The following is a 23,386-nucleotide window of genomic DNA, read 5'->3' on the forward strand; positions in this document are numbered from 1 at the left end:
AAGCCAAAACGGCCTGAATGGCGGTGAATAATGCTTTAAGAGAAGGTTAAACGCAGAATAAAAGCGGGTAATACGCAGCCGCTGCGGTAGTGGCTGCGCTAATTTTAGGCAGGTTTAGTGAAGAAAATGGTATTGCACGTTTTCCGCCGCGGGCTCTTCTTCTTCGCCTTTGTACAGCAGCTGGTTGGCGCCGGCTTCGAGGATCACCATTGAGATCTGCTCTTCGCTTTGGCGGAAGAACCAGGCGAACTGATCCATGGTCACTCCTGGACCGATAGACAACGACTGGCAGACCACCAGCTTGGGTAAGTTATCGTCCTGAATATCGATAAAGGCCTTCACGGTTAACGAGCTGGCGTTGATGGCCGAGAGATCCGCCGACAGCGCCAGCAGGGCAGACGGCTTCACCTCCGCGAGGGCGGAAAAGAGCACCACGTTGTCCACCAGGTCAATTTTGGCATCAAAAATACCGTCGAAATTCTGCATATGCGGCAGGTGCAATGCCTGACAGGAATCGCACTCAAAAAAGCTGATGCCGATCTCATCCAGCCAGCGACGTAGCGTATCCAGACCTGGAACGACCAGTGAATCCATAGTGCCTGTGACCTCTTACAATGGAAAAACGACGCCATAGCTTACGCAAAAAAAGCGCCGCATACCATGACAGACTTGCATCCGGCGGCTAGCCGCCTATTTTCAAACAGAATTCCGGCGTCGCCTGGCGCTCGATCCAGGCGATCATCTTGCTGGCGATGTCCACGCCGGTGGTGGTTTCCACCCCTTCCAGCCCTGGCGAAGCATTCACTTCCATGACCAGCGGCCCGCGGGTGGCGCGTAAAATATCGACGCCGGCGACGTCGAGCCCAAGGGTTTGCGTCGCCTTGATGGCAATCGCCCGCTCCTCGTCGCTAATCTGCGCCACCGTGGCCATGCCGCCGCGGTGCAGGTTAGAACGAAAGTCGCCCTCTTTAGCCCGCCGTTCGATCGCCGCCACCACCTCATTGCCGACCACCAGACAGCGAATATCGCAGCCTTTCGCCTCGGCAATATATTCCTGCACCAGAATATGCGCATTCAGCCCGCGAAAGGCGTCGATCACGCTCTCCGCCGCCTGACGGGTCTCCGCCAGCACCACGCCGATCCCCTGGGTGCCTTCCACCAGCTTCACCACCAGTGGTGCCCCACCCACCATGGCGATCAGGTCGCTGGTGTCATCCGGGGAGTGAGCGATGCCGGTCAGCGGCAGATCGATGCCCTGGCGCGCCAGCAGCTGCAGCGAGCGCAGCTTATCGCGAGCGCGGGTGATGGCGACCGACTCATTCAGCGGATAGCTTCCCAATAGCTCAAACTGACGCAAAGCCGCGGTGCCATAGTAGGTGATCGCCGAGCCAATCCGCGGGATCACCGCATCAAAATGCGGTAGCTGACGCCCTTTGTAGTGGATGGACGACGCCACCGGACTGACATTCATATAGCAGGAGAGCGGATCGAGGATCTCGACCTGATGCCCGCGCTGTTGCGCCGCTTCGCGCAGGCGTCGACATGAATAAAGCGTTCCATCCCGGGATAATATGGCAATTTTCATCCTGCACCTCTGCAAAAAGACCCGCTCTGGCGGGCCTCAGCTATCGAACACACTTTCACCTTTCCTGCGGCCGGCGGCGGATACCGCCTGGCCGGAGCAGCAGTGTACACGTAATCAGCGTGTTGCCCACCCCTGCTTATGCAGATAGTCGAGAATAAACGGACGACTCTCTTTCACGATAGTGCGACGGATATGATCGCTCCAGGTATCGCGGCGGGCGTTGCTGCCGCGCGACAGATAATAGTGCGCCAGCTGTTCGTCATAGTCCGCCAGCAGCGCGTTATCCAGCGGCTGATAGTGGTTCTCATGCACCAGCATGGCGGCCGGCATTCGCGGCTTGATGTCCGGGTTATCCGCCGGCCAGCCAAGGCAAAGACCGAACAGCGGCAGGACGTGCTGCGGCAGCGCCAGCAGCTCAGTCACCGCCTCGATGCTATTACGCAACCCGCCGATATAGACGCCACCCAGCCCGAGGGACTCGGCGGCAATCAGCGCGTTTTGCGCCAGCAGCGCCGTATCGACGACGCCGATCAGCAGCTGTTCCGCCAGCCCCAGCTGCGCCTGTGGGCAAATCTGCAGGTGGCGGTTAAAGTCGGCGCAGAAGACCCAAAACTCCGCCGCCTGGGCGACGTGCTGCTGGCCGCCGGTCAGCGGGACCAGTTGCGCACGCAGCGCCGGGTCGGTAATACGGATGATGGAGGTGCACTGTAAAAAACTCGAGGTAGATGCCGCTTGCGCGCTGGCGATAATCTCTGCGCGCTGTTCGTCGCTCACGGGGGCATCGGTGAAGTGGCGGATGGAACGGTGGCTGCGCAGCAGCTCAATGGTCGGCGTCATTGCGTTTTTCTCTGTCAGACAAGGATTCAGGCTTTGGAGAGTGCGTTAGCTGCGGGGCCACGATCTGCGCCACTCGCCACATGACGGCGATGGCGGCGGGGATCATCAGCATAATCCCGGCAAAGATCATCACCAGCGCCGCAGTCGGACTGGCAATGGGCGCAGGCAGCTGGACATACTGGTTAAGCGAGAGCCAGGCAAGGGTTAACAGCCCCATCCCGAGGATCTCAACCAGCAGAATGCTTTTCGGCAACGGGGCAAATTTTCGCATCACGCCTCTCCGGTTGATAAGCGCGGCGCATCAGACAATCCCACTGCGCCGCCGGGTCAGTATACGGGTTTTGATAGTACGACATTTATCAAACATAGCCGTAAACCATCGAAGCAAAAGGCAGAACCTTCTTTCCCTCACCGGTCAATGCAGGCATCATAAGCGGCATTCGCCATCCGGCTGAGGTTTAAGGAGAGAAGCAATGTTTACCGTTATTTTTGGTCGTCCAGGCTGCCCTTACTGCGTTCGCGCCAAAGAGCTGGCAGAAAAACTGACCAACGAGCGTGATGACTTTAACTACCGTTACGTGGATATTCACGCCGAAGGCATCAGCAAAGCTGACCTGGAAAAAACCGTCGGCAAACCGGTTGAAACCGTACCGCAGATTTTCGTCGACCAGAAACACATCGGCGGTTGCACCGATTTCGAAGCCTGGGCGAAAGAGAATCTCGGTCTGTTTGCCTGAGCCAATTTATTTGCTCGATGAGTGACTGCGCCAGGTATCAAGCCAGGCGCAGATAAACAAAAAGCACAACGCCCCGAGCGCGCACCAGAACACCGCGCTCAGTACCCACGCCATCTCCTGCCAGAACGTTCTGTGCGTCACGAAGAACAGCCGCATCGTCACCATACAGACCGGCGCCGCCAGCATCGCACCCAGCAAAGGGCGCAGCACCCGCTGTCCGGGAGAGAGGCAACTCGCCGCCGCCCCTGGCAGCAAAAAGAAGAGCAGGCCCAGCTCCGGGTTGCCGCTGGCGCGAAAGGCCCCTTTCATATGTAATAGCAGCGATAAGCACACCACAATGAACAGAACGAAGCCGCAGATAATACCGGCCCAACTACGCTCAGACTTCACCGTATCCTCCTGATGTTGCCTCTAACTCACGTCCACGTCGCCCAGTCAGATAAAGCATTTCGGCAATCCATGCCAATAACTCCCCTACCAGCCTAAAAACGATTGTCACTAGCCGCCGCATCCAGGAAGGATTAAACTAGCGGGTATATTTTTGCTGGTTATAACAGGGTGCCAGAATAGGTTCGCCACAACGCGAACGCCTGAGCAACCTTAGACCAAATAACCATTTCCTTCAACAACTTACTAGTAAATGAGAAGTTGGCTTTCGTGAATATAAACGTCGCAGATTTGTTAAACGGGAATTACATCCTGTTATTATTCGTTGTACTTGCATTAGGACTATGCCTGGGAAAACTGCGTCTCGGCTCAGTACAACTTGGTAATTCCATTGGCGTTTTAGTCGTTTCTCTCTTATTAGGTCAGCAGCATTTTGCGATTAACACTGATGCCCTTAATCTCGGCTTTATGCTGTTTATTTTTTGCGTCGGCGTGGAAGCCGGGCCCAACTTTTTTTCTATTTTTTTCCGCGACGGCAAAAACTATCTGATGCTGGCGCTGGTGATGGTCGGCAGCGCGATGCTGATCGCCACCGTGCTGGGCAAAGTGTTCGGCTGGGATATTGGTCTTACCGCCGGTATGCTGGCGGGCGCCATGACCTCCACCCCGGTGCTGGTGGGCGCGGGCGACACCCTGCGCCATTTCGGCCTGCCCAGCGATCAGCTAGCGCAGTCGCTTGACCATCTGAGCCTCGGCTATGCCCTGACCTACCTGGTCGGCCTGGTGAGTCTGATCGTCGGCGCCCGCTATATGCCCAAGCTGCAGCATCAGGATCTGCAGACCAGCGCCCAGCAAATCGCCCGCGAGCGCGGCCTCGATACCGATTCAAAACGTAAAGTGTACCTGCCGGTGATCCGCGCCTACCGCGTTGGCCCGGAGCTGGTGGCCTGGGCGGATGGCAAAAATCTGCGCGAGCTGGGTATTTATCGCCAGACCGGCTGCTATATCGAACGCATCCGCCGCAACGGCATTCTGGCCAACCCGGACGGCGACGCGGTGCTGCAGATGGGCGACGATATTGCGCTGGTGGGCTATCCGGACGCGCACGCCCGCCTCGACCCGAGCTTCCGTAACGGCAAAGAGGTATTCGACCGCGATCTGCTCGATATGCGCATCGTCACCGAAGAGATTGTGGTCAAAAACCACAACGCCGTCGGCCGCCGCCTGGCGCAGCTGAAGCTCACCGACCACGGCTGCTTCTTAAACCGGGTTATTCGCAGCCAGATCGAAATGCCTATCGACGATAACGTGGTGCTGAACAAAGGTGACGTGCTGCAGGTCAGCGGCGATGCCCGTCGCGTAAAAACCGTAGCCGACCGCATCGGCTTTATCTCCATTCACAGCCAGGTGACCGACCTGCTGGCCTTCTGCGCCTTCTTTATCGTCGGCCTGATGATCGGCATGATCACCTTCCAGTTCAGCTCTTTTAGCTTCGGCATCGGCAACGCCGCCGGCCTGCTGTTCGCCGGCATTATGCTTGGCTTCCTGCGCGCCAACCATCCAACCTTCGGCTATATCCCGCAGGGGGCGCTGAACATGGTGAAAGAGTTTGGCCTGATGGTGTTTATGGCCGGGGTCGGACTCAGCGCCGGGGCCGGGATCAATAACGGTCTGGGCGCCGTCGGCGGCCAGATGCTGGCGGCAGGGCTTATCGTCAGCCTGTTGCCGGTGGTGATCTGCTTCCTGTTCGGCGCCTATGTGCTGCGCATGAACCGGGCGATGCTGTTTGGCGCCATGATGGGCGCCCGCACCTGCGCCCCGGCAATGGAGATCATCAGCGATACCGCGCGCAGCAACATTCCGGCGCTCGGCTACGCAGGCACCTACGCCATTGCCAACGTGCTGCTTACCCTTGCCGGGACGCTCATCGTGATCATCTGGCCAGGGCTACAATAAATTTTTGAGAAAAAAGCCGTCACAGGCAGAACTTTTTCTCAGGGCATCAGTCATAAGTAATGCCACTGCTTTTCTTTGATGTCCCCATTTTGTGGAGCCCATCAACCCCGCCACTTCGGTTCAAGGTTGATGGGTTTTTTGTTGCCTGCATTTAGCCCTCACGCATGTCTCGCACCGCCTCAGCGCCCCTCTTCCTGCGCCCTCTCCCCCGCCAGCTGCCCAACCAGCAGCCGGATTGCCGCCTTCGACAGCGGCGCGCGGTCGGTGACAAAGTGCAAGGTCATTCCTTCAATAAAGGCGTCGAGGCCGCGGGCGGTATCAGCGGCGAACCATTGCTCCAGCGTCTGCTGGCTGCGCCGCATCCAGTTCTGCATCACCCCCTTCAGCGCCGGCTGGCTGCTGCAGAACGCGTACAGCTGGTACATCAGCTCCATATTGCGCGCCGTGGTCACCTGGGCGCTGAAGATCAGCTCCGCGATAGCATCGCAGGCTTGTTCCCGGTTCGTTACTCCAGCAAAACATTGCTGATACTGCGCCGACATCTCGGCGGTAAACAGGCTGAACGCCTCCTCAACCAGCGCCTCGATGCCGCTGAAATAATAGGTCAACGACCCCAGCGGCACATTCGCGCAGAGGGCGATTTTGCGGTGCGTCACTGCCTGGACGCCGTGCGCCGCGATGGTGTCCAGCGTCGCTTGCAGGATGCGCTCGCGGCGCTGCGGATCGTTCGGTCTACGGGCCATAATTTTCCTCTTCCGGTTTATGTACAAATGTACACATGCTTGCTACTGTTGTCTTCACTCTTCTCCTTTAAGGCGTTTACGGATGACGACGCAAACCTCGCGCAGAGCGCTCCAGCTTCGGCTGTGGGCGCTGTTTATGTTCTTTTTCATCCCCGGCTTATTAATGGCCTCCTGGGCCACCCGCACGCCGGCGATCCGCGATCAGCTGATGCTTTCTACGGCAGAAATGGGCGTGGTGCTGTTTGGTCTGTCGGTGGGATCGATGAGCGGTATTCTCTGCTCAGCGTGGCTGGTGAAGCGCTTTGGTACTCGCAAGGTCATCCGCACCACCATGTCCTTCGCCGTACTCGGCATGCTGGTGCTCAGCCTGGCGCTGTGGGTCTCTTCCGCCCCGCTGTTCGCCTTCGGCCTGGCCATCTTTGGCGCCAGCTTTGGCTCTGCAGAAGTCGCTATTAACGTCGAAGGCGCGGCCATCGAGCGGGAGATGAATAAAACGGTGCTGCCGATGATGCATGGCTTCTACAGCTTTGGCACCCTGTTCGGCGCCGGGGTGGGCATGGCAGTGACCGGATTCGGACTGCCTGCCGCCCCGCACATCCTGGCGGCTGCGCTGGTGGCTATCCTGCCCATCGCCATTGCCATCCGCGCCATTCCCGATGGCACCGGTAAAAATGCCGCCGAAGCCGCCCACGGTGAGGCGAAGGGTCTGCCGGTATGGCGCGACGCGCAGTTGCTGCTGATCGGGGTCATCGTCCTGGCGATGGCCTTTGCCGAAGGCTCGGCCAACGACTGGCTGCCGCTGCTGATGGTGGACGGCCACGGCTTTAGCCCCACCTCCGGCTCGCTGATCTATGCCGGCTTCACCCTCGGTATGACGCTGGGCCGCTTTACCGGCGGCTGGTTTATCGATCGCTACAGCCGGGTGACGGTAGTCCGCGGCAGCGCGGTGATGGGCGCCCTGGGTATTGGCCTGATCATCTTCGTCGATAACCCCTGGGTGGCGGGAATCTCGGTACTGCTGTGGGGCATTGGCGCCTCGCTCGGCTTCCCGCTGACCATCTCCGCCGCCAGCGATACCGGGCCGGACGCGCCCAAGCGCGTCAGCGTGGTGGCGATCACCGGTTATCTTGCTTTCCTCGTCGGGCCGCCGCTGCTGGGCTTCCTCGGCGAACACTTCGGCCTGCGCAGCGCCATGATGGTGGTGCTGGGTCTGGTCATGGTGGCGGCACTGGTCGCCCGCGCGGTGGCTAAGCCACAATCTGAACCCGTTATGGAGAACAGCTAATGAGCATCAAACTGATTGCGGTGGATATGGACGGCACCTTTTTAAGCGATGCCAAAACTTACAACCGGCCGCGCTTCCTCGCCCAGTACCAGCGAATGCGTGAACAGAATATTCGCTTCGTGGTCGCCAGCGGCAACCAATATTATCAGCTGATCTCCTTTTTCCCGGAGATCGCCCATCAGATCGCCTTTGTGGCGGAAAACGGCGGCTGGGTGGTGAGCGGCAATGAAGACGTCTTCAACTGCCAGCTGCCGCTCCACCATTTCAACGCCGTGGTCGATCATTTGCAGACCCTGCCGAATATCGAAATCATCGCCTGCGGGAAGCGCAGCGCCTACACGCTCAACCGCTATAACGACGCGCTGAAGACGGTGGCGGCGAAGTATTATCACCGCCTCGAACTGGTGGATGATTTTAACCACCTTGATGACGCGATCCTCAAATTTGGTCTCAATGTACCGGACAGCCTGATCCCGGAAATTCAGCCGAAGCTGCACGCGGCGCTGGGGGATATGGTCAACGCGGTGGCCACCGGCTACGGCAGTATTGACTTAATTATGCCAGGGGTGCACAAAGCTAACGGTTTGCGCATTTTGCAGCAGCGCTGGGGCATTGAGGATCATGAGGTGGTGGCGTTCGGCGATAGCGGCAATGATATCGAGATGCTGCAGCACGCCGGATTTGGCTTTGCCATGGCCAACGCCCGGGAAGACGTCAAAGCCGTCGCCAGCCATCACGCGCCGCACAACAACGAAGAAGGCGTGCTGCAGATTATTGATAAGGTGTTAAATCGCGAAGCGCCGTTCGCCTGATAAGACCCCGGATGCGAGCGCATCCGGGTTTGCCACCGGTTACGCCTGCTGCGAATTGCCGACGCTTTTATCTTTCAGGAAGTAGATCATCAGCCCCAGCCACAGTACCCCGCCCAGCAGGTTAAACAGGCTGAACAAGCCGTTACCCCCCAGCTCATAAGCATGTTTGCTGAGCTCGATGCCGACAGTGAAGATCAGCATCTGCAGCATTCCCATCGCCGCCGAGACCGTGCCTTTGCTCATCTCGCTGGCGAACAGCGTTAAGCGCACCAGCCCGGCATTCGCGAGGCCAATTCCGAAGGCGTAGAAGCTCAGGCCGGCGGTCATCCACAGATAAGCGTGGGAAGAGACCACGGTCGCCGCCGCGGAGAGGATCAGACCAAACATGATCGGCCAGCCGCCCATGATAATCAGCGAGCGCACGGTACGGCGCGAAGTCAGGCGCGCCAGCACCAGGTTACCGGCAATCAGCGCGCCGAAAATCGGCACCTGCAGCATGCCGTACTCATAGCTGGTGGCCTGTTCGCCGCTGATAATAATCACCGGCGACTGGGCAATCCACGCCAGCAACGGCAGGCTGACAAAGCCTGTCGCCAGCGCACCGACGACGAAGCGCAGGTTTTTCAGCACCAGACGATAGTCACGACCCAGCTCTTTGACCGACAGCTTTTCGCCCAACCGCGTCGCGGTTTCCGGCATCGCCCGCTGCAGCCCGACGAACGAGATGCCCGCCAGCACGGCGAACAGGACGAACATCATCTCCCACGGCAGCACGTGCACCCAGGCGGCGCCCACCAGCGGCCCCAGCAGCGGGGCAATCAGCGCCACGTTGGCCATCAGGGCGGTGATTTTGATACACACCGCCTCCTCAAAGGACTCCTGGATCGCCGCATAGCCTACCGCGCCGATAAAGCACAGGCTGATCCCCTGCAGGAAGCGCAGCAGGGTAAACTGCTCAATGGTCTGCGCCAGCAGCGTCGCCAGGCAGGTGACGATAAACCACACCACCCCGGTCAACATCACCGGGCGGCGGCCAATACGGTCCGACAGCGGCCCCAGCAGCCACTGTAAAAACATGCCGCCGGCCAGATAGGCGGTCATCGAGGTAGGTACCCATTCGTTGCCCACCTGAAACTCCTGAACCACGGCCAGCATACCCGGCTGGATCATATCGTTGCCGATATAGGTGGAAAACTCGTACAGCACCAGACATAACGGGAACAGCAACGCCTGCCTTCCGAGGCGGCGGCCTGAAAGCGAATAATTTTGCATGAAATCTCTTATCTATCAAAAATCGCGCAAAGTGTAATGAAACTCCCGGCGCGGAGATAGTGAATTGTGGGTGACACCGCACAATATTGCGAATTGCGCGCCCCCCTCCAGACTCTCCCCCTGCTATTCAGCCTGCGTATATATTCCGTTTATGTTTCAGCAATGTGACAAACGATATACTGGCGCTTTTCAGGCGGTTAGCATTGAAATCCATTTGCAAGATTTCTTAACAACCTGATCTTTAAGACAATGCTGCTTTATCTCCGCACCGCTTTTTTTTAGGGTAGGCGGCTTATTTGCTATCGGACCAACGAGCCTGGAAGTCTATGCTGGAAAATATTAACTACGCGCTGTTCGCCCTGATCAACGCGACGCCGGCCTCGCCGCAGTGGGCCATTGAGGTGGCGATCCTGATCGCCAAAGATCTGATTCTGATCGTGCCCTTGCTGGTAGTGACATTATGGCTGTGGGGGCCTGCCCAGCGGCAGATGGTGTTTAAGCTGATGCTGGCGCTGATGATTAGCCTGACCGTGTCGTGGGCGATCGGCCACCTCTATCCGCACGATCGGCCGTTTGTCGCTGGCGTGGGCTATAACTTCCTGCATCACGCGGCGGACGACTCCTTCCCCAGCGATCACGGCACCGTCAGCTTTACCTTTGCCCTGGCTTTTCTGTTCTGGCACCGCCTGTGGTCTGGCACCCTGCTGATGGCCATTGCCGCCGCCATCGCCTGGTCCCGCGTCTATCTCGGCGTGCACTGGCCGCTGGATATGGTCGGTGGTCTGCTGGCCGGAATGTGCGGCTGCCTTGGCGCGGCGCTGATCTGGCATACGTTCGGCCCGGCGCTGTATCGCCAGCTGCAGCGACTGTATCGTCTCTGCTTCTCCTTGCCGATCCGCAAAGGCTGGGTACGCGGCTAAACGCCAGCCGTCGCTGCGGCCACCGCGTGACTAACCCGTAAGCGACAGGTAAAATCCCGCTAACGCCCTGCCCCCGCAGGGCGATTTTAGCGCAGAGGGAATATGGAAACTCGCCGTGACGAACGTATCAGTCAGCTCATTCAGGCACTCAAGCGCAGCGATAAGCTGCATCTGAAAGAAGCCGCCTCCCTGCTTGGGGTCTCGGAAATGACCATTCGTCGCGACCTCAATGGCCATAGCGGCCCGGTTGTGCTGCTCGGCGGATACATTGTGCTGGAGCCGCGCAGCGCCACCCATTACCTGCTCAGCGATCAAAAAACCCGGCTGGTCGAGGAAAAACGCCGCGCCGCTCGCCATGCAGCCGCGCTGCTGGAGGCCCATCAGATGGCCTTCTTCGACTGCGGGACCACCACGCCGTGGATCATTGACGCCATCGATGATGCCCTGCCCTTCACCGGCGTCTGTTACTCCCTGAATACCTTCCTGGCCCTGCAGGAGAAACCGCAGTGCCGCGCGGTCCTCTGCGGTGGAGAATTTCACGCCAGCAACGCGATTTTTATGCCGCTGAGCCTTGAAGATACCCTCAGCCATCTGAGCCCCGACATCGCCTTTTACTCGGCGGCGGGCATTGACTGCGAGCAGGGGGCGACCTGCTATAACCTGGAGGAGCTGCCGGTCAAGCACTGGGCGATGCGTCACGCGCGCTACCATGTGCTGGTGGTCGACCACAGCAAGTTTGGCAAAGTGCGTCCGGCGCGCATGGGGGCGTTAGCGAACTTTGACGTGATCGCCAGCGATATCTGCCCGGATGATGAGCTGGTCGCGCTGGCGAAGGCGCAGCAGATCTCCCTGCTGTATTGAGGCGTCACTGACCGCGCCCGCCGGGCGCGGTCATGGCATCAGGAGAACCAGCTGCCGAACCAGCCGTGCAGTTTCATCAGCACGAAATCGATCATCCGGCTGAAGAAGCCGCCCTCTTTCACCGGCTCCATGACGATCAGCGGGCGCTGTTCGATGGTTTTATCATTCAGCTTAAAGTCGATAGTCCCGACCACCTGCCCCTTTTCCAGCGGCGCGGTAAGCTGCGGCTGATTTAAGGTGTAGCTGGCTTTCAGGTTTTTCAGCTGGCCCTTCGGCAGGGTAATAGAGCCCGCCTCGCCGGCTCCCAGTTTCGCTTCGCTACTGTCGCCAAACCACACGCGCTGGGTGACGAAGGTGGCATCCGGTTTAATCGGCGTCACGGTTTCATAGAAGCGGAAGCCCCAGGTCAGCAGTTTTTCCGACTCGTTAAAGCGAATGCGGTCAGTTTTGGTCCCCAGTACCACGGCGATCAGACGCATATCACCCTGGGTGGCTGAGGAGACCAGGTTATAGCCGGCCCCGGCGGTGGTCCCGGTTTTCACGCCATCGGCGTTGAGGTTGGTGCTCCACAGCAGACGGTTGCGGTTCGGCTGGCGAATTTTATTGAAGGTAAACTCTTTCTCTTTATGTACCGCGTACTCTTCCGGCACATCGTGGATCATCGCTTTGGTCAGCAGCGCCATATCGCGGGCGGTACTGAACTGACCCGGCGCATCAAGGCCGTGGACGGTCATAAAGGTGGTGTTGGTCAGCCCCATTTTTTTGGCATAGCCGTTCATCAGGCTGACGAATGCATCCTGGCTGCCCGCCACGTAGTCGGCAATCGCAATACTGGCGTCGTTACCGGACTGAATAATGACCCCTTTGTTCAGATCTTCCACCGAGACCTGCATGCCAGGCTTGAGGAACATCACCGATGAGCCGCGCAGCGCCGGGTTGCCGGTCGCCCAGGCATCACGTCCGACGGTCACCATATCGGTGAGCTTGATTTTTCCCGCTTTTATCGCCTGCCCCACCACGTAGCTGGTCATGATCTTTGTCAGACTGGCCGGGTCGAGTTTTTCATCGGCATTGCCTTCGCTGAGCACCTTCCCGCTGGCGTAGTCCATCAGGATCCAGGCGCGAGCGTCAATCGAAGGGGCGTCGGGGAGTTGTTCTGCAGCCTGCACCGCAGGTGCGACAAGAAATAACAGCGCGCAACCTGCAGCGAGGCCGCGAAGGGAAAAAGCGTCATGCATCATAAGAGCCACCCAAGTATCCTTTCCAAACAAAATATGCCGCACCACTCTGACCGCGCCGCAGCAACCGGTGAGTAAAGCGTACAAATGACCTTAAAGAAACAGCGAGTTGGTAAAGTTTTTAAAGTTTACGCAATAACGTGCCGCTGTGCTTTAATCAGAACAACTTTTTTGATCGTGATTGCCTAAATATTAACTTTATTATGGCAAGAAAAAACTTACCGTTCAAAAATCAATGATATAGCGAAATTTCAATAAGATACAAAAATTTATGGCAAGACAAATGCGGACAAATGCGGACATTTGGTTGCCCCAAATCATGCCCCAAACGCCGATTTGCCCCAAAATCTGCCCCAAAATTGCCAGCCTCTGCTCTCAAAAAGCCCATCAGGGATGATAATGAAGTGATGGATTGATTTCATCGATGGTCGCGCAGGTGAGTAAGCCATTTCGCCAGCTCTTCAAACACCATGATGCTATCAGCGCCATCACCGCCGGTACAACCAACAGCAACTAAACAACGGTGTTGTCCCCGCGGACATCGCAGATAGTAAATGTCACGACGCCGATAACAGTGACATCGTCCAGGACCTCACCTTCGATCGCTTCGCCATCCTCGGTAATCAGCGACTTTCCTCTAAGCGTGGCGAGTTCCGCCCCGCCGCCATGCTGGATCAGAACCTGACTCCCCTGCTTTGCCATAAGGGAGATACCCAGCACAACGTAACCACCCGACCGCTCGAAGAGAAGCGTGGTGGTCACGTAATGTTCTATCCACTTGTTGGATTGCCTTGCCGGCCAGTGCCAGTTCACCTTTCCCTGCTCCTGCAGAAAACGCCAGGTAGTGATAGTGCGCCTACCATTGGGCTCGATGACTATCGCCTCCCGGCAGGCTATTTCAATTTCGTATCGAGGCGGCATGATCCTAAACTCTCAATGATACTAATTTTATATACAGTTGTCTTATTGCCTCTTCAGATCAATATCTGTATCAGGATCAGTATCGCCTATCGATTAACTGCACAGGCATAACATATTGATTTATAAATGTTCACAGGGATTTTTTATAAATTGCCCCCCGATTTCGAGCACGTCTGCAATCTTCCGGTGTGTAGTAACAGTCTCCTGTATCTACTATAACTCTATATACTACTTGATATATGATGTTCTTAAAGGATGCATTGCAAAAAGTGTTTGAATAGCACTAAATATAATGCATTAATGACATGTTATGTAATTCACGATAAGAGTTCTTGGTATCGCCAATAATAAAGGAGAATCGCTATGCCTTTCATAATAAAATCAATCAATCAACAAACCATAAATAGAGAAATAATTTTAAATGGTAAAAACCTAATTATTGTTGGAGTGAATGGCTCGGGAAAAACAAAGTTCCTCCAAAACTTAGACATATATTTAAAAAATGTAATAAAGACACAGAATCCAGAGTCGTTATTAGAAACTGAAATAACTTTAGCTCAACAAAAAACCGCCCTTAATAGTTTACCGAAAGACACCACACAGCATAATAACTTCATGAGATCCGTTAAAATTATGGAGGAGTCTTTAGAAAGAAAAAAACTTCTCGACATTGCTTTCTTTTCATCAACAGAAATATCTTCCATCATCCAGAGCAATAAATTCATTTATAGATTTTTCCCTGCCTTAAGAAAATATGAAAGTGTTTCCCCCACTCGTATTTCCAGCATTCATGATTTACACAATGAATATTCAAAAAAAATAACCGAACATACTACTCTTTCAAGTAACCTTGAAAACTATCTAGTTTCAATATCAAACTATTCTCTTCTTGAAAAGGGTGCTGGTAATATCAATGAATACACCAGAATAGAAAAGATAATAAAAAGCATTGAGATTGATTTACAAAAATTATTTGAGGATGTAAATTTAAAATTATCATTTAACACAAAAAAACTAAGAATGGAAATAATTCAAAAGGGAAAAGAACCTTTAGGATTTGATCTTCTACCTTCCGGATTCTCCTCAATATTATCTATTTACGCTGAGTTAGCTATGTTTTCCCTAATTTCCAATGAAGATAATAACAGCATTAAAGGTGTTGTTTTAATAGATGAGATTGATGTTCATCTACATGTATCCCTCCAAAAAAAAATATTCAACTTCCTATGCGAAAGTTACCCTAAAATTCAGTTCATAATATCCACTCACTCACCGTTTGTTGTACAATCCGTTTCCAATTCAATTATTTATAACATTACAGATGATGTTCAATTGGAGGATTTGTCTCTTTACTCTTATAGCTCTATAGTTAAAGGATTATTAGGTGAAAACGATGCATCTGACACACTAAAAAAATTAGCCGATGAGATGATTTCTCTCGCAGACAACAATATGTTTAATGATCGATTTAAATATATTCTACAGCTACTTGAAAATGATTTTGAAAATCTCGACTCCCGTTCCAAAGCTGTTTTTGTTTATGCAAAAAATAAACAAATTGATGTAATGGAGTAAGGTAAATGTTTAAAGTAATCAGGTCATACCCAGAACCTTCAGATTTAAAGAAATCAATATACAACAGCCCTGAGATTGTTAAAGAATTATGCAAAATATTTCATGGGAAATGTTATTTGTGTGAACAAGGAGACCTTTCAGATCCTGAGGTTGAGCATTTTACTCCTCATGAAGGTAATAATATCTTGAAATTTCAATGGGAAAACTTATTCTACTCTTGCAGTAGGTGTAACAGTATTAAAGGCACAAGAAAGGATTTATTATTGAATTGCACAGACAAGAGTGTAAATGTATCTAATGAAATAATTCACTTAGCAGGAAGATGCATTTACAATGGCGTTGAAATTAAAGCAAGCTCTGATACTCCTTCTGAAGAGACATTAAACACTATTAACTTACTAACAGACTGTTATAACTCTGTGAATACAGGAATTCGTGGTATAACAAAAGAAAATTTAATGGAGAAAATACAAGAGCATTATGTCTACTTCATGAATTTAAGAATGGACTTAGTTAACAAAAAGAATACAGATAGAGAAATAAATAACATAATTGAAAAACTAGAGGTTTTATGCACGCCATCTTATCCATTCTCAATTTTCTGGAAATGGCATATACTTACAGACAATAGAATACAGTCACTTTTAAAAACAAAAGGAATGAAAATAAACTTTTAAACCAAAAAAAAATATTTAAAATAAAAAACGCCAGCGATATATATGGCTGGCGTTTATTCAAAAGCTCTTATAAAAATCACACTGGAAAATCATCAGATAACATAGTATTCGTTTCTGACAAACTAACACCCGCTACTCGCAGTGCCTCTTGAGCCTTAAAAAGTACATTTGTGAAGTCATCACATTCAAAAATAGTAATATGGTCTTCTGCACGTTTATAAGGCGTTATTTCATAAGTTCTATAGTTACCGTAACATTTATCAGGAGAAAAATACACAAAAATGCGCATGCTGACCTCTTTTGATTGTTAACAATTAAACAACTTTCGTATTATACACTTATAACCAAAAAATAGTTAATTTTCATTTCTAAAAATTAGACAATTATTTGTATTTTCAGTTGTTTTTTGCAGAGCAATCACAGCATGAGCGATTGCAAGTGAAGGGACTTCACAATCAAAAAATGCGACGGAGGTATCCGTATCTTCATCTCGACGCTCCGATGTGACTTCATACGCAGTTTGGTTTTCGACCCTCGCCCAAGACTTATAGATAAAGAATCGCATCAGTAACCTCCGTTTTCTGTTTCAAACCAAAATGATGGCGCCTTCAGTATCAACACGCCGGTATAGCCGAATATCAGGAATCCGGGGATAAAGAAGTCAGCTCCCTGCCAGTAGCCAAGAACAGTGGATGATGGCATTGCCTGAAATTTGTCTGTTCGGTTGGCCTTTTCCTTCATGGCAATCATATCCGTTGGGTAGCCCATCGTGAACGCTGCCAATTTTGGTTTTACCTGGTATTTAGTCGGTATGACGTTTGTGTTTACCTCAACCTCACTTCCCTGATAGTTCGCCATAATTGGTGTCAGGTTTACCTGCCCGTTTGCCCCTTCTACGTTTACCGAGCACGACGCCCACAAAGGGTTACGCCCGGAAACGGCCCGCGCTCGGTTACAGAGGAACAGTTGTACCGTATCAGTGATCGCACTCATGGTGATTTTGATAACGCGGATAGAGTCGTTCTGATCAGAAGCTGAGCCGTACTCCACAACCGCGTCACCTGTTTTAATTGCTGCGAACAATGAACCGGAACTCAATGGGTCTGTAGAAGTGATCGGGTGTCCAACATCAACTTCAGCGGGTTGGATGGTGGCATGAATAAGTTTTGAGCCTGGCCCGTAGGTATTAAGATACCGCGAGCCCGGCGCTCGCTGCTGTTTCATCCTCAAATCGAATCCGGTATTGACCGGCGACCCTGCATAACAGGGGTATTCAGCGTTCGGTGCCACACCGTCAAATGCGCTAATGTGAGCGTTGAAATCAATGAACAGGCCAATCCCGTATTCCGGCTTATCCGGGTTAGTCGGTGCGCTGAACATCTGCGTAATACCGCGATAATCGTTAGCGCCCCGGCGAGGGTCATACTTCACCGACTCAGAAATATAAACGCTGGCTTTCGAATAGCTCGTCGGCGCTTCTTTTGACGCAATATAGCGCTGTACGCCTTCAATATGGCCTGACTGGAATACAAAACGGCATGCGCTGTTTGACCCGTTATAAAACAGGTCTTTCCCGACAAAGTCTACGCTACAGTTATACAGCGTATGCTCTCCCGCCGATTTTCCTACGAAAGCATGCCTGGCCACATTCGCGAACGTGACATTGTCATACCACATACGCTCGCCGGAGTTGCTGATACCATCGGGGATCGTTACCGCGTCATAGACGCGGGAAAAATAAACATTACGCAGACCACAGATAAACGTGTTGTAGGTTCCCCAGACGAGGGGTTTGTTAAAACCAATGACAGAGACGTTTTGCACAACGACGTCACGGCAATCCAGATCGCAGGGGGCAATATTCCCGATGGAGAGCCCGGTAGTATCCAGGGTGGGATTGCCGTCAGGATCGAAAATAGGGTCTCCATCGACAGGAGTATATTCTAATGCGTACCCCGGACCGCGAATAGTGAGCACTCCTCCCACGCAATCCAGTATCACTCTCGCCGACGCCTGGTTAAGGTATTTACGCGTAGCCCCCTGCCAGCCTGAATCAGCCTGAAACATCGCCCTGGTCAGCTTGCTGGTAAATTGGGAATTATCCCCACATACTACCGGCTGAAAATGCATCCCCTCCTTTGGCTCAATATAAACATTACCCAGCGCAGTCAGTGTAATGATGCTGGGATAAACCAGAGGGTGATCAATTTTGTAATTGGTAACAAAGCTAACGCTGGGGATCATCATTTTGCACAGAATATTATTAACCCGGCCATTAGCAGCAATCCGGTTAATAATGGAATCTCGCACCCGATCAAAACAATCTGCCAGGTTGGATAGGTCTCTTTTCAACCCTGCAAGTGCAACGTTATAACCGTGCGTCAGGTCAGGTTTCCAGCGTGCGCCGCCCGGTGTGACAAATACAGAAAAGCCATCATCGGGAGAGAAAATATCATAGGGGTCGTGATGCAACTGGACATTGAGCAGCACCCCTTCGGCGTCGCATTTTTCGAGGATGATTGACTGCCCGCTATACGAGGGTTCGATAGTCCTGAGTGTGGAAATGTTCGGGCATTTTCCAACCAAACCGAAACCGTCGCTTGAACCCAGGTTTTGGCGAAGCGTGTCACCATCCATCAGAACGAAGTGAGTAACGTCGTTAGCAAAGCTGGTCGCATCGGTTCCGGTGGTCGTAAAGCCGACGTCTGTAGCAGCATTCAGGCGGTAATACTGGTTGTTATAGCGGATGTACTGGTTACGGGCGCTGAACTGAAAAGGACCATCGTCGTAATCCCCAAGAAGTACATACCCAGACGACACGAGAAAGTGCTGAAACCGGTTTTCTTTATCCGCTTGAGAAGCATCAAAAGTGGCTTCCTGCTCGACTATCTGGCTGGTAAATCGGGATTCAAAGTCACTCAGTTTTACCGAAAATGCAGACTCCAGTCCGAACCATGACATACGGCTACGACCGAGCCGATCAGTCCATAAGGATGAAGTTAAATCATTGAGTGCAAGGTCCAGATTCTGAGCGTTATCAAAAACGTTACGCATGTCTGCCGACGGAACCGGATCCCGCGTTAAATAAAATGGCATAGTGGTGTTACCTCAGAAGCGGATCAGGCAGGAATTTCAGGCCAAACGATATCGGGTGCCGTAGATGTATCAATGCGGTTCAATGCAACGCGGTATTTTTTCCACTCAGCCAGTTTCGTAAATTCTTCTTCAGTCTGGATACCAAGCTCTATAGCGTCGTTTAGAGGAGCTATTTTTGCGTTTGCTTCGCGCATCAATTCGGTCAATAGCTCAGTAGCATTTCTCACTTCAGCCAGGTGTTTAGCTTCTGTATCGTCAACCCAGTTATCGCCATCCCATTTTTGATATTTGTCCGCTGGCGCCTTCGTCGTTACCCCTTCTGGCAGTTCTCCGAGCGCTGAAATCTCAATAGGTTCTCCAGACACTGTGCTGTATACGGTTTTTCCGCGATGGTCCTCAATAAGAGACCACAGCCCAGCAGCTATATTGAAAACCGCTGCTTCTCCGGGTCCTATTTCTGGCGGTGTTATTTGGGTGCAGCAGGCTGGCAATCCAGTGTGAGGCGGGATTGACAACTCTTCAAAGCCCGCCAACTCCCCCGTGTCGTCACTGATATGATAAACGGTTACAACCTGAGTTTTATCAGACATTTCAAAAGTCATTATGCGAGCCTCACGATGTAGTTGAATGCGATGTTTTTAACGGTGTTTTCTGCATTACCAGTAGCATCGACCGTGATGGTATGTGAGTGGGCCCCAATTGCTACAGAGTGTGTATGTGCGCCTGCAGTAGATGTCACACCAAAATTATTCCCACTATTATTGCCAACCTCCTGATCACTCCCCCCCTGTTTCTGCATAGCAGATCCCCACGTGTGGGAGTGGTCACCGTTACTACTCGTGACTTTAGTTCCAAGATCTGTTGATGAGGCAGATGCTGTGTGCGAGTGGGATTTAACACCATCTTGCTCCTGCGATAGCACCGCACGCCCGGTAGCTGGTTTCCCTTTAATGGTCCAGTTACGCATGTCTGGAATTACACCTGACGGGTACGCAGCAGCCAGTAACGGATATGCCGTCGGACTAAATGTTTGCCCCTGCATAAATGCGAAGTTTCCCTCTGCGGGTAGACTATCTGAGGGCCAAGGGATGGGGGTTCCAACTGGAAGCGCACTCCGCGCAACAGAATTAACTGACATGGTAATCAGGGATACAAGCTTTGCTGTGTCACCATCATCAAGCACATCCTCTCCGGTTGTCTCAGCCATGAACTGAGCTAAGACGCTCGCCATAACGGTCCCCTGCCGCAGCGCTTTATTAATCTGGGCGGCCCTGGCCAGCCCTGCAGTAAATCCTGTAGAAAGGGCGATCAAACCTTCCCATTCCGTCTGTGATGTCACATTTGAGCCAGATGCAATGGCAAATGGTTTAAAGTTGTTAACTGGCATCAGAAATTTTCTCCCCATGCACCGGACTCAAATCCAGCGATATAGTCGTTTTCGACATCAAAACCAAAGAATTTATATCCATTAGAGGGCGTAACTGTTTCTCTAACTCTTACTCCGGCCGCTTTTACCGTAAGGAGCCCAGCACGAACCACAAAAACAAACTCAGCGGGAAGTTTATCTATTGGGTTAATGTCATATCGCGATGGTGTGTAATCATCAGGAAGAGAAATAAATGGACCACGATTCATACCTGAATCAAATATCAATCGATCAGTTACAGACATTAAATATTCAGAATCAATGACGATGAGTAATGAGACGGTCATATCCTGATTATCAAGGATAATCATTTTAATCCCAGTGCCAGCGAGTGCTGTTTCCAGAATATCAGGCAGCGTGCCATTCTGACCATTCCAGCTGTTAATCCCTACCCTAGCTTTTAACACTACACGGTATACATCATCACTGAGGTAAGTTAAGGCATCAGAAGACTGATATGGACCAAGCCAGATGCCCTGATCCCAACCAACACGATCTTTATCCCATTCAAGAAAAACTCCAGATATTGGCGCTGCAACTGTCCGGGCCACACCGATCCATTTTCCAAGAATATCGAGTTGCGCTCCCACCCCTGTATCTATGTCGAATGCCGAGATAAGGCCGTAGACAGAACCAGATATATCAATTAGAGGGCGCGTGGACAGGTCAACATGCTTTACAAATTTTGGTTTTCCTGCATGGTAGTTAGAAATGAGTTCGGTGTATTTACTCATGTCATCACCGTTATTTCTATATTTTCCACGCTACATGAAACAGCCTCGTCATATAAGACGGTTAAATTCGCTGCTGCTACAGAGTCAGCTGACCGACCTATCAATAACTCCATGATATCGTAATATCGCGCATTCCCACCACTGACTACACCGAGGTTTGCAGGAGAATAAACACGACTCAACAACACACTATCACCGATAGCGAGAGAGTTAATGTAAGAGGCCACCGCCGCTTTCATTTCATCACCAACATCAGAAGTGTATCCGGTTAACGCCCTCAGGGTGATTGACACGAACACCGGAACATCTACGGGACGTGAAAATCGAATGGTATAAGGATTTCCATACCTATCTGTGACAACCACGGCAGTCATGCCGAAGGTAGAAACTCCCTGTCCCTTTACGCTTCGGATGGTATTGGCAATCACTGTTGCATCCCCTCCCTCCACAACAGCTGAAATAGAGTGCGCGGGCAACCCGTTCGCATCCATTACCTCAGTATCATTCTCAAACAGCTTATGACGAGTCACGCCTTCAACATTGGCAATCGCTCCATCTACTGCATCAAACGGTGTGAGAGACGCCAGCGCGACGCTTTGCGACTGCCTTACGCGAAGTTCTGCGTCGGTTTCTGCCGCTACGCCTACTGTGGCCGCTTGCGGGTTAGTTGCTGATACCCAGCCACGTGTCGGGGTATTTATCTTGTTGACTGATCCAGCAGGGGCCGCAACAGCACCGGCAACAGAACACGTTGCAGTCGCAATGACGGTTCCATCAATACCAATAGCCACCTGAGCAGGAAGATTCCAGATGATGCCGTTGGCATCTTTCACTGAGCCGTTTGCGATTAACGTCCCGGCTTCACCTTCGATCAACTCATCGACCGTGGAGTTTGTCGCAGCCCGTCGAGTGATGCCGTTAATTTTGACGTTACTGGTTAATGCATCGGACAGCGCCGTCGATGGTGAAAAAGACCGGTAAACAGAAATGGCCGTGTTATTGGCATCGTGAATAGCCAGGGCAACCAGCGCCACCATCTGGCCATCTTTGCTGTCAGGATCGAGATAGGCATCACTGCCATAAATCTGCTGAAAATAGCCGGTGATGGTGTCCAGAACGGTCTGATAGTCGGGCGCGCTTATCCCCTCAGCGGTTACCGTTGCCGATAAGCCGAGTGTGTCGAGGTCCAAAGACATTACGCCTCCGAAGTTACTGTGGTTGTCCCGTAGATGGTTTCCACCGTTGCTGTGAACGTTACACGGCGTGTGGTGCCGTCAACGGTGGTATTAAACGCAGTGATAGAGCTAACGCCCTGCGTTTCGAGGATCCGCTTGCGGATAGCGAGGTTGTAGGTGTCTGGCTTTTGCTTGCCAAGTACTGACTGAATCCACGGCGTACCCGCTGTGGTATCCAGAAACCATTGCCCGTACCAAAGCAGGAAGCGCGTTTTAATGGCATGCGCGACGGCCTCGGGGGAGTTAACCAGCCAGGTATCATCACCCTGACCGAAGGTGTAATCCCCGTCATCATCTTCTCGACGGTATCGCATATCATCCTCCGAGTGGTGCTGTGTTACTCCCGCCTGACTCAACGCCACCATGCGTATGCTTATCGACGATTGAGCCATCCACCAGCTGCAGGCGGCCATCAGAAAGGATTTTAAGCCCGTTCAGGTTAAAACCTCCCGGCGCCGTACCGTTGATAGCCCCGCTGGCAGGATTAAGACTTAGCTTTGTTTCCCCGTCATCACTGCGCAGTTCTACCGCGCTGGTGCTGATGCCGCCGATTTTCTTAGCCTGCGATTGCGGGCCGACGATACAGAAGGCATCGGATATATCATGCATGCGCTCGTCTACCGGCTCCTGAATACCTCCGCTTTGCCACCAGAAATCAATACAGCGGTCCGCGAAGATAACAAGGCACTCATCACCAGCCTTAACAGGAAACGTCAGCGTGCAGCCTCCACCGCGAGGGAATACGACAGGAACATCCACCAGCAACGGATAATCCTTGGTGCTTTTGTTGCCGTCGTTATCTCGTTCGACGTAGCGGATCGCTGGCTGTACCACGGCGGTCACAGCGTCAGGGTCGAATGACTGGATGATACCAGGTAGCGCAACGCGCAACTGTTCGTTGAGTGTCTTCCGTTCAGACGCCAGAACCTCCGCCAGCGCACCACTACGGGTTTTATCGGATATGACCTGCCCCCAGGATTAGATACAACCGTCAGTTAGTAAGGTCGGTTTGTTTACCTTCACATTTTCCATTTCGCCACCGTGCTGCAAACTCTGATGGCGTCTGATAATTCAGTGCTGAATGTGGAC

The 23,386-nt window shown here is 52.5% G+C and carries 26 protein-coding genes; 8 read left to right on the forward strand and 18 right to left on the reverse strand.

Features of this window, described 5'->3' with window-relative positions:
- Positions 1-114 precede the first annotated feature (114 nt).
- From CWM58_RS19325 to CWM58_RS19340, 4 genes are all read right to left on the reverse strand, one after another.
- The gene (locus CWM58_RS19325) at positions 115-594 is read right to left on the reverse strand and encodes a YbjN domain-containing protein (RefSeq protein WP_061155213.1); all 480 of its coding nucleotides are present in this window, start codon (positions 592-594) and stop codon (positions 115-117) included.
- 88 nt (positions 595-682) lie between these two features.
- Positions 683-1,585, reverse strand: a complete 903-nt coding sequence (rimK, locus tag CWM58_RS19330) for a 30S ribosomal protein S6--L-glutamate ligase (RefSeq protein ID WP_061155214.1) — start codon at positions 1,583-1,585, stop codon at positions 683-685.
- 114 nt (positions 1,586-1,699) lie between these two features.
- The gene (nfsA, locus tag CWM58_RS19335; RefSeq protein ID WP_100681563.1) at positions 1,700-2,422 is read right to left on the reverse strand and encodes a nitroreductase NfsA; all 723 of its coding nucleotides are present in this window, start codon (positions 2,420-2,422) and stop codon (positions 1,700-1,702) included.
- Positions 2,406-2,693, reverse strand: coding sequence for a YbjC family protein (locus CWM58_RS19340; protein WP_094954876.1), 288 nt, complete (start codon positions 2,691-2,693; stop codon positions 2,406-2,408). The genes nfsA and CWM58_RS19340 overlap by 17 nt, the downstream gene beginning before the upstream one ends.
- A 202-nt stretch (positions 2,694-2,895) precedes the next feature.
- On the opposite strand from CWM58_RS19340, the gene CWM58_RS19345 reads away from it, so the two are divergent.
- On the forward strand, positions 2,896-3,159 hold the full coding sequence (locus tag CWM58_RS19345; protein WP_002896352.1) for a GrxA family glutaredoxin: 264 nt from the start codon (positions 2,896-2,898) through the stop codon (positions 3,157-3,159).
- Positions 3,160-3,165: 6 nt separating this feature from the next.
- Here CWM58_RS19345 and ybjM read toward each other — a convergent pair whose 3' ends face one another.
- Entirely contained in the window at positions 3,166-3,549 is a 384-nt protein-coding gene (gene ybjM / locus CWM58_RS19350; RefSeq protein ID WP_008805811.1) for an inner membrane protein YbjM, read from the reverse strand.
- 267 nt (positions 3,550-3,816) lie between these two features.
- Here ybjM and CWM58_RS19355 point away from each other — a divergent pair, with 267 nt between their 5' ends.
- On the forward strand, positions 3,817-5,502 hold the full coding sequence (locus CWM58_RS19355; RefSeq protein WP_008805810.1) for an aspartate:alanine antiporter: 1,686 nt from the start codon (positions 3,817-3,819) through the stop codon (positions 5,500-5,502).
- 179 nt (positions 5,503-5,681) lie between these two features.
- Here the strand turns inward: CWM58_RS19355 and CWM58_RS19360 are convergent, their stop codons facing one another.
- Positions 5,682-6,245, reverse strand: coding sequence for a TetR/AcrR family transcriptional regulator (locus CWM58_RS19360; protein ID WP_032735116.1), 564 nt, complete (start codon positions 6,243-6,245; stop codon positions 5,682-5,684).
- 82 nt (positions 6,246-6,327) lie between these two features.
- On the opposite strand from CWM58_RS19360, the gene CWM58_RS19365 reads away from it, so the two are divergent.
- Together CWM58_RS19365 and CWM58_RS19370 are read left to right on the forward strand one after the other, a co-directional pair.
- A complete protein-coding gene (locus CWM58_RS19365; protein WP_008805808.1) occupies positions 6,328-7,530 on the forward strand; it encodes an MFS transporter in 1,203 nt (400 codons plus the stop codon).
- Complete coding sequence (locus tag CWM58_RS19370) at positions 7,530-8,342, forward strand: Cof-type HAD-IIB family hydrolase (protein WP_100681564.1); 813 nt, start codon at positions 7,530-7,532, stop codon at positions 8,340-8,342. The genes CWM58_RS19365 and CWM58_RS19370 overlap by 1 nt, the downstream gene beginning before the upstream one ends.
- Before the next feature lie 39 nt (positions 8,343-8,381).
- Here CWM58_RS19370 and kdeA read toward each other — a convergent pair whose 3' ends face one another.
- On the reverse strand, positions 8,382-9,614 hold the full coding sequence (gene kdeA / locus CWM58_RS19375) for a multidrug efflux MFS transporter KdeA (protein WP_100681565.1): 1,233 nt from the start codon (positions 9,612-9,614) through the stop codon (positions 8,382-8,384).
- 326 nt (positions 9,615-9,940) lie between these two features.
- On the opposite strand from kdeA, the gene ybjG reads away from it, so the two are divergent.
- Together ybjG and deoR are read left to right on the forward strand one after the other, a co-directional pair.
- Entirely contained in the window at positions 9,941-10,534 is a 594-nt protein-coding gene (gene ybjG / locus CWM58_RS19385; RefSeq protein ID WP_094954874.1) for an undecaprenyl-diphosphate phosphatase, read from the forward strand.
- A 102-nt stretch (positions 10,535-10,636) separates the two neighbouring features.
- Positions 10,637-11,395 carry a DNA-binding transcriptional repressor DeoR gene (gene deoR / locus CWM58_RS19390; RefSeq protein ID WP_060568522.1) on the forward strand — a complete coding sequence of 253 codons (759 nt, stop codon included), beginning with the start codon at positions 10,637-10,639 and terminating at the stop codon, positions 11,393-11,395.
- Positions 11,396-11,433: 38 nt separating this feature from the next.
- Here the strand turns inward: deoR and dacC are convergent, their stop codons facing one another.
- Positions 11,434-12,636: a serine-type D-Ala-D-Ala carboxypeptidase gene (gene dacC / locus CWM58_RS19395; RefSeq protein WP_004201290.1), complete on the reverse strand. Its 1,203-nt coding sequence runs from the start codon at positions 12,634-12,636 to the stop codon at positions 11,434-11,436.
- Positions 12,637-13,146: 510 nt separating this feature from the next.
- Complete coding sequence (locus CWM58_RS19400; RefSeq protein ID WP_227520720.1) at positions 13,147-13,446, reverse strand: hypothetical protein; 300 nt, start codon at positions 13,444-13,446, stop codon at positions 13,147-13,149.
- Positions 13,447-13,917: 471 nt separating this feature from the next.
- On the opposite strand from CWM58_RS19400, the gene CWM58_RS19405 reads away from it, so the two are divergent.
- Both CWM58_RS19405 and CWM58_RS28185 read left to right on the forward strand, forming a co-directional pair.
- Entirely contained in the window at positions 13,918-15,129 is a 1,212-nt protein-coding gene (locus tag CWM58_RS19405; protein WP_100681566.1) for an AAA family ATPase, read from the forward strand.
- A gap of 5 nt (positions 15,130-15,134) precedes the next feature.
- Positions 15,135-15,806 (forward strand): HNH endonuclease, encoded by a 672-nt coding sequence (locus CWM58_RS28185; protein WP_133122428.1) that lies wholly within the window; start codon positions 15,135-15,137, stop codon positions 15,804-15,806.
- Positions 15,807-15,882: 76 nt separating this feature from the next.
- On the opposite strand, the gene CWM58_RS28190 is transcribed toward CWM58_RS28185, so the two are convergent.
- The 9 genes from CWM58_RS28190 to CWM58_RS19445 form a co-directional block, all read right to left on the reverse strand.
- Positions 15,883-16,095 (reverse strand): hypothetical protein, encoded by a 213-nt coding sequence (locus CWM58_RS28190; protein ID WP_133122429.1) that lies wholly within the window; start codon positions 16,093-16,095, stop codon positions 15,883-15,885.
- A gap of 66 nt (positions 16,096-16,161) precedes the next feature.
- Complete coding sequence (locus CWM58_RS28195; protein WP_133122430.1) at positions 16,162-16,371, reverse strand: hypothetical protein; 210 nt, start codon at positions 16,369-16,371, stop codon at positions 16,162-16,164.
- Positions 16,371-18,902, reverse strand: coding sequence for a hypothetical protein (locus CWM58_RS29060; RefSeq protein WP_206056645.1), 2,532 nt, complete (start codon positions 18,900-18,902; stop codon positions 16,371-16,373). The genes CWM58_RS28195 and CWM58_RS29060 overlap by 1 nt, the downstream gene beginning before the upstream one ends.
- 23 nt (positions 18,903-18,925) lie before the next feature.
- Positions 18,926-19,504 (reverse strand): tail fiber assembly protein, encoded by a 579-nt coding sequence (locus CWM58_RS19420; RefSeq protein WP_100681568.1) that lies wholly within the window; start codon positions 19,502-19,504, stop codon positions 18,926-18,928.
- The gene (locus CWM58_RS19425; RefSeq protein WP_100681569.1) at positions 19,504-20,289 is read right to left on the reverse strand and encodes a tail fiber protein; all 786 of its coding nucleotides are present in this window, start codon (positions 20,287-20,289) and stop codon (positions 19,504-19,506) included. The genes CWM58_RS19420 and CWM58_RS19425 overlap by 1 nt, the downstream gene beginning before the upstream one ends.
- Positions 20,289-21,062: a DUF2612 domain-containing protein gene (locus CWM58_RS19430; RefSeq protein ID WP_100681570.1), complete on the reverse strand. Its 774-nt coding sequence runs from the start codon at positions 21,060-21,062 to the stop codon at positions 20,289-20,291. The genes CWM58_RS19425 and CWM58_RS19430 overlap by 1 nt, the downstream gene beginning before the upstream one ends.
- Positions 21,059-22,258 carry a baseplate J/gp47 family protein gene (locus CWM58_RS19435; RefSeq protein WP_032729830.1) on the reverse strand — a complete coding sequence of 400 codons (1,200 nt, stop codon included), beginning with the start codon at positions 22,256-22,258 and terminating at the stop codon, positions 21,059-21,061. Before CWM58_RS19435 ends, CWM58_RS19430 begins: the two co-directional genes overlap by 4 nt.
- The gene (locus tag CWM58_RS19440; protein ID WP_100681571.1) at positions 22,258-22,611 is read right to left on the reverse strand and encodes a hypothetical protein; all 354 of its coding nucleotides are present in this window, start codon (positions 22,609-22,611) and stop codon (positions 22,258-22,260) included. The genes CWM58_RS19435 and CWM58_RS19440 overlap by 1 nt, the downstream gene beginning before the upstream one ends.
- 1 nt (position 22,612) lies before the next feature.
- Complete coding sequence (locus tag CWM58_RS19445) at positions 22,613-23,233, reverse strand: Gp138 family membrane-puncturing spike protein (RefSeq protein WP_227520722.1); 621 nt, start codon at positions 23,231-23,233, stop codon at positions 22,613-22,615.
- Positions 23,234-23,386 lie beyond the last annotated feature (153 nt).

The sequence above is a fragment of the Klebsiella sp. H-Nf2 genome (assembly GCF_002806645.1).
GTDB lineage: Bacteria > Pseudomonadota > Gammaproteobacteria > Enterobacterales > Enterobacteriaceae > Klebsiella > Klebsiella variicola.

Bases quoted from the DNA above. Each gene is read 5' to 3' on its own strand.
- CWM58_RS19340 (WP_094954876.1), bottom strand. From the start codon at position 2,693: ATGCGAAAATTTGCCCCGTTGCCGAAAAGCATTCTGCTGGTTGAGATC.
- CWM58_RS19430 (WP_100681570.1), bottom strand. From the start codon at position 21,062: ATGAGTAAATACACCGAACTCATTTCTAACTACCATGCAGGAAAACCA.
- CWM58_RS19360 (WP_032735116.1), bottom strand. From the start codon at position 6,245: ATGGCCCGTAGACCGAACGATCCGCAGCGCCGCGAGCGCATCCTGCAA.
- dacC (WP_004201290.1), bottom strand. From the start codon at position 12,636: ATGATGCATGACGCTTTTTCCCTTCGCGGCCTCGCTGCAGGTTGCGCG.
- CWM58_RS19435 (WP_032729830.1), bottom strand. From the start codon at position 22,258: ATGTCTTTGGACCTCGACACACTCGGCTTATCGGCAACGGTAACCGCT.
- CWM58_RS19345 (WP_002896352.1), top strand. From the start codon at position 2,896: ATGTTTACCGTTATTTTTGGTCGTCCAGGCTGCCCTTACTGCGTTCGC.
- rimK (WP_061155214.1), bottom strand. From the start codon at position 1,585: ATGAAAATTGCCATATTATCCCGGGATGGAACGCTTTATTCATGTCGA.
- CWM58_RS19420 (WP_100681568.1), bottom strand. From the start codon at position 19,504: ATGACTTTTGAAATGTCTGATAAAACTCAGGTTGTAACCGTTTATCAT.
- CWM58_RS19405 (WP_100681566.1), top strand. From the start codon at position 13,918: ATGCCTTTCATAATAAAATCAATCAATCAACAAACCATAAATAGAGAA.
- kdeA (WP_100681565.1), bottom strand. From the start codon at position 9,614: ATGCAAAATTATTCGCTTTCAGGCCGCCGCCTCGGAAGGCAGGCGTTG.
- nfsA (WP_100681563.1), bottom strand. From the start codon at position 2,422: ATGACGCCGACCATTGAGCTGCTGCGCAGCCACCGTTCCATCCGCCAC.
- deoR (WP_060568522.1), top strand. From the start codon at position 10,637: ATGGAAACTCGCCGTGACGAACGTATCAGTCAGCTCATTCAGGCACTC.
- CWM58_RS28190 (WP_133122429.1), bottom strand. From the start codon at position 16,095: ATGCGCATTTTTGTGTATTTTTCTCCTGATAAATGTTACGGTAACTAT.
- CWM58_RS19365 (WP_008805808.1), top strand. From the start codon at position 6,328: ATGACGACGCAAACCTCGCGCAGAGCGCTCCAGCTTCGGCTGTGGGCG.
- CWM58_RS19440 (WP_100681571.1), bottom strand. From the start codon at position 22,611: ATGCGATACCGTCGAGAAGATGATGACGGGGATTACACCTTCGGTCAG.
- CWM58_RS29060 (WP_206056645.1), bottom strand. From the start codon at position 18,902: ATGCCATTTTATTTAACGCGGGATCCGGTTCCGTCGGCAGACATGCGT.
- CWM58_RS19425 (WP_100681569.1), bottom strand. From the start codon at position 20,289: ATGCCAGTTAACAACTTTAAACCATTTGCCATTGCATCTGGCTCAAAT.
- CWM58_RS19370 (WP_100681564.1), top strand. From the start codon at position 7,530: ATGAGCATCAAACTGATTGCGGTGGATATGGACGGCACCTTTTTAAGC.
- CWM58_RS19325 (WP_061155213.1), bottom strand. From the start codon at position 594: ATGGATTCACTGGTCGTTCCAGGTCTGGATACGCTACGTCGCTGGCTG.
- CWM58_RS28195 (WP_133122430.1), bottom strand. From the start codon at position 16,371: ATGCGATTCTTTATCTATAAGTCTTGGGCGAGGGTCGAAAACCAAACT.
- ybjG (WP_094954874.1), top strand. From the start codon at position 9,941: ATGCTGGAAAATATTAACTACGCGCTGTTCGCCCTGATCAACGCGACG.
- CWM58_RS28185 (WP_133122428.1), top strand. From the start codon at position 15,135: ATGTTTAAAGTAATCAGGTCATACCCAGAACCTTCAGATTTAAAGAAA.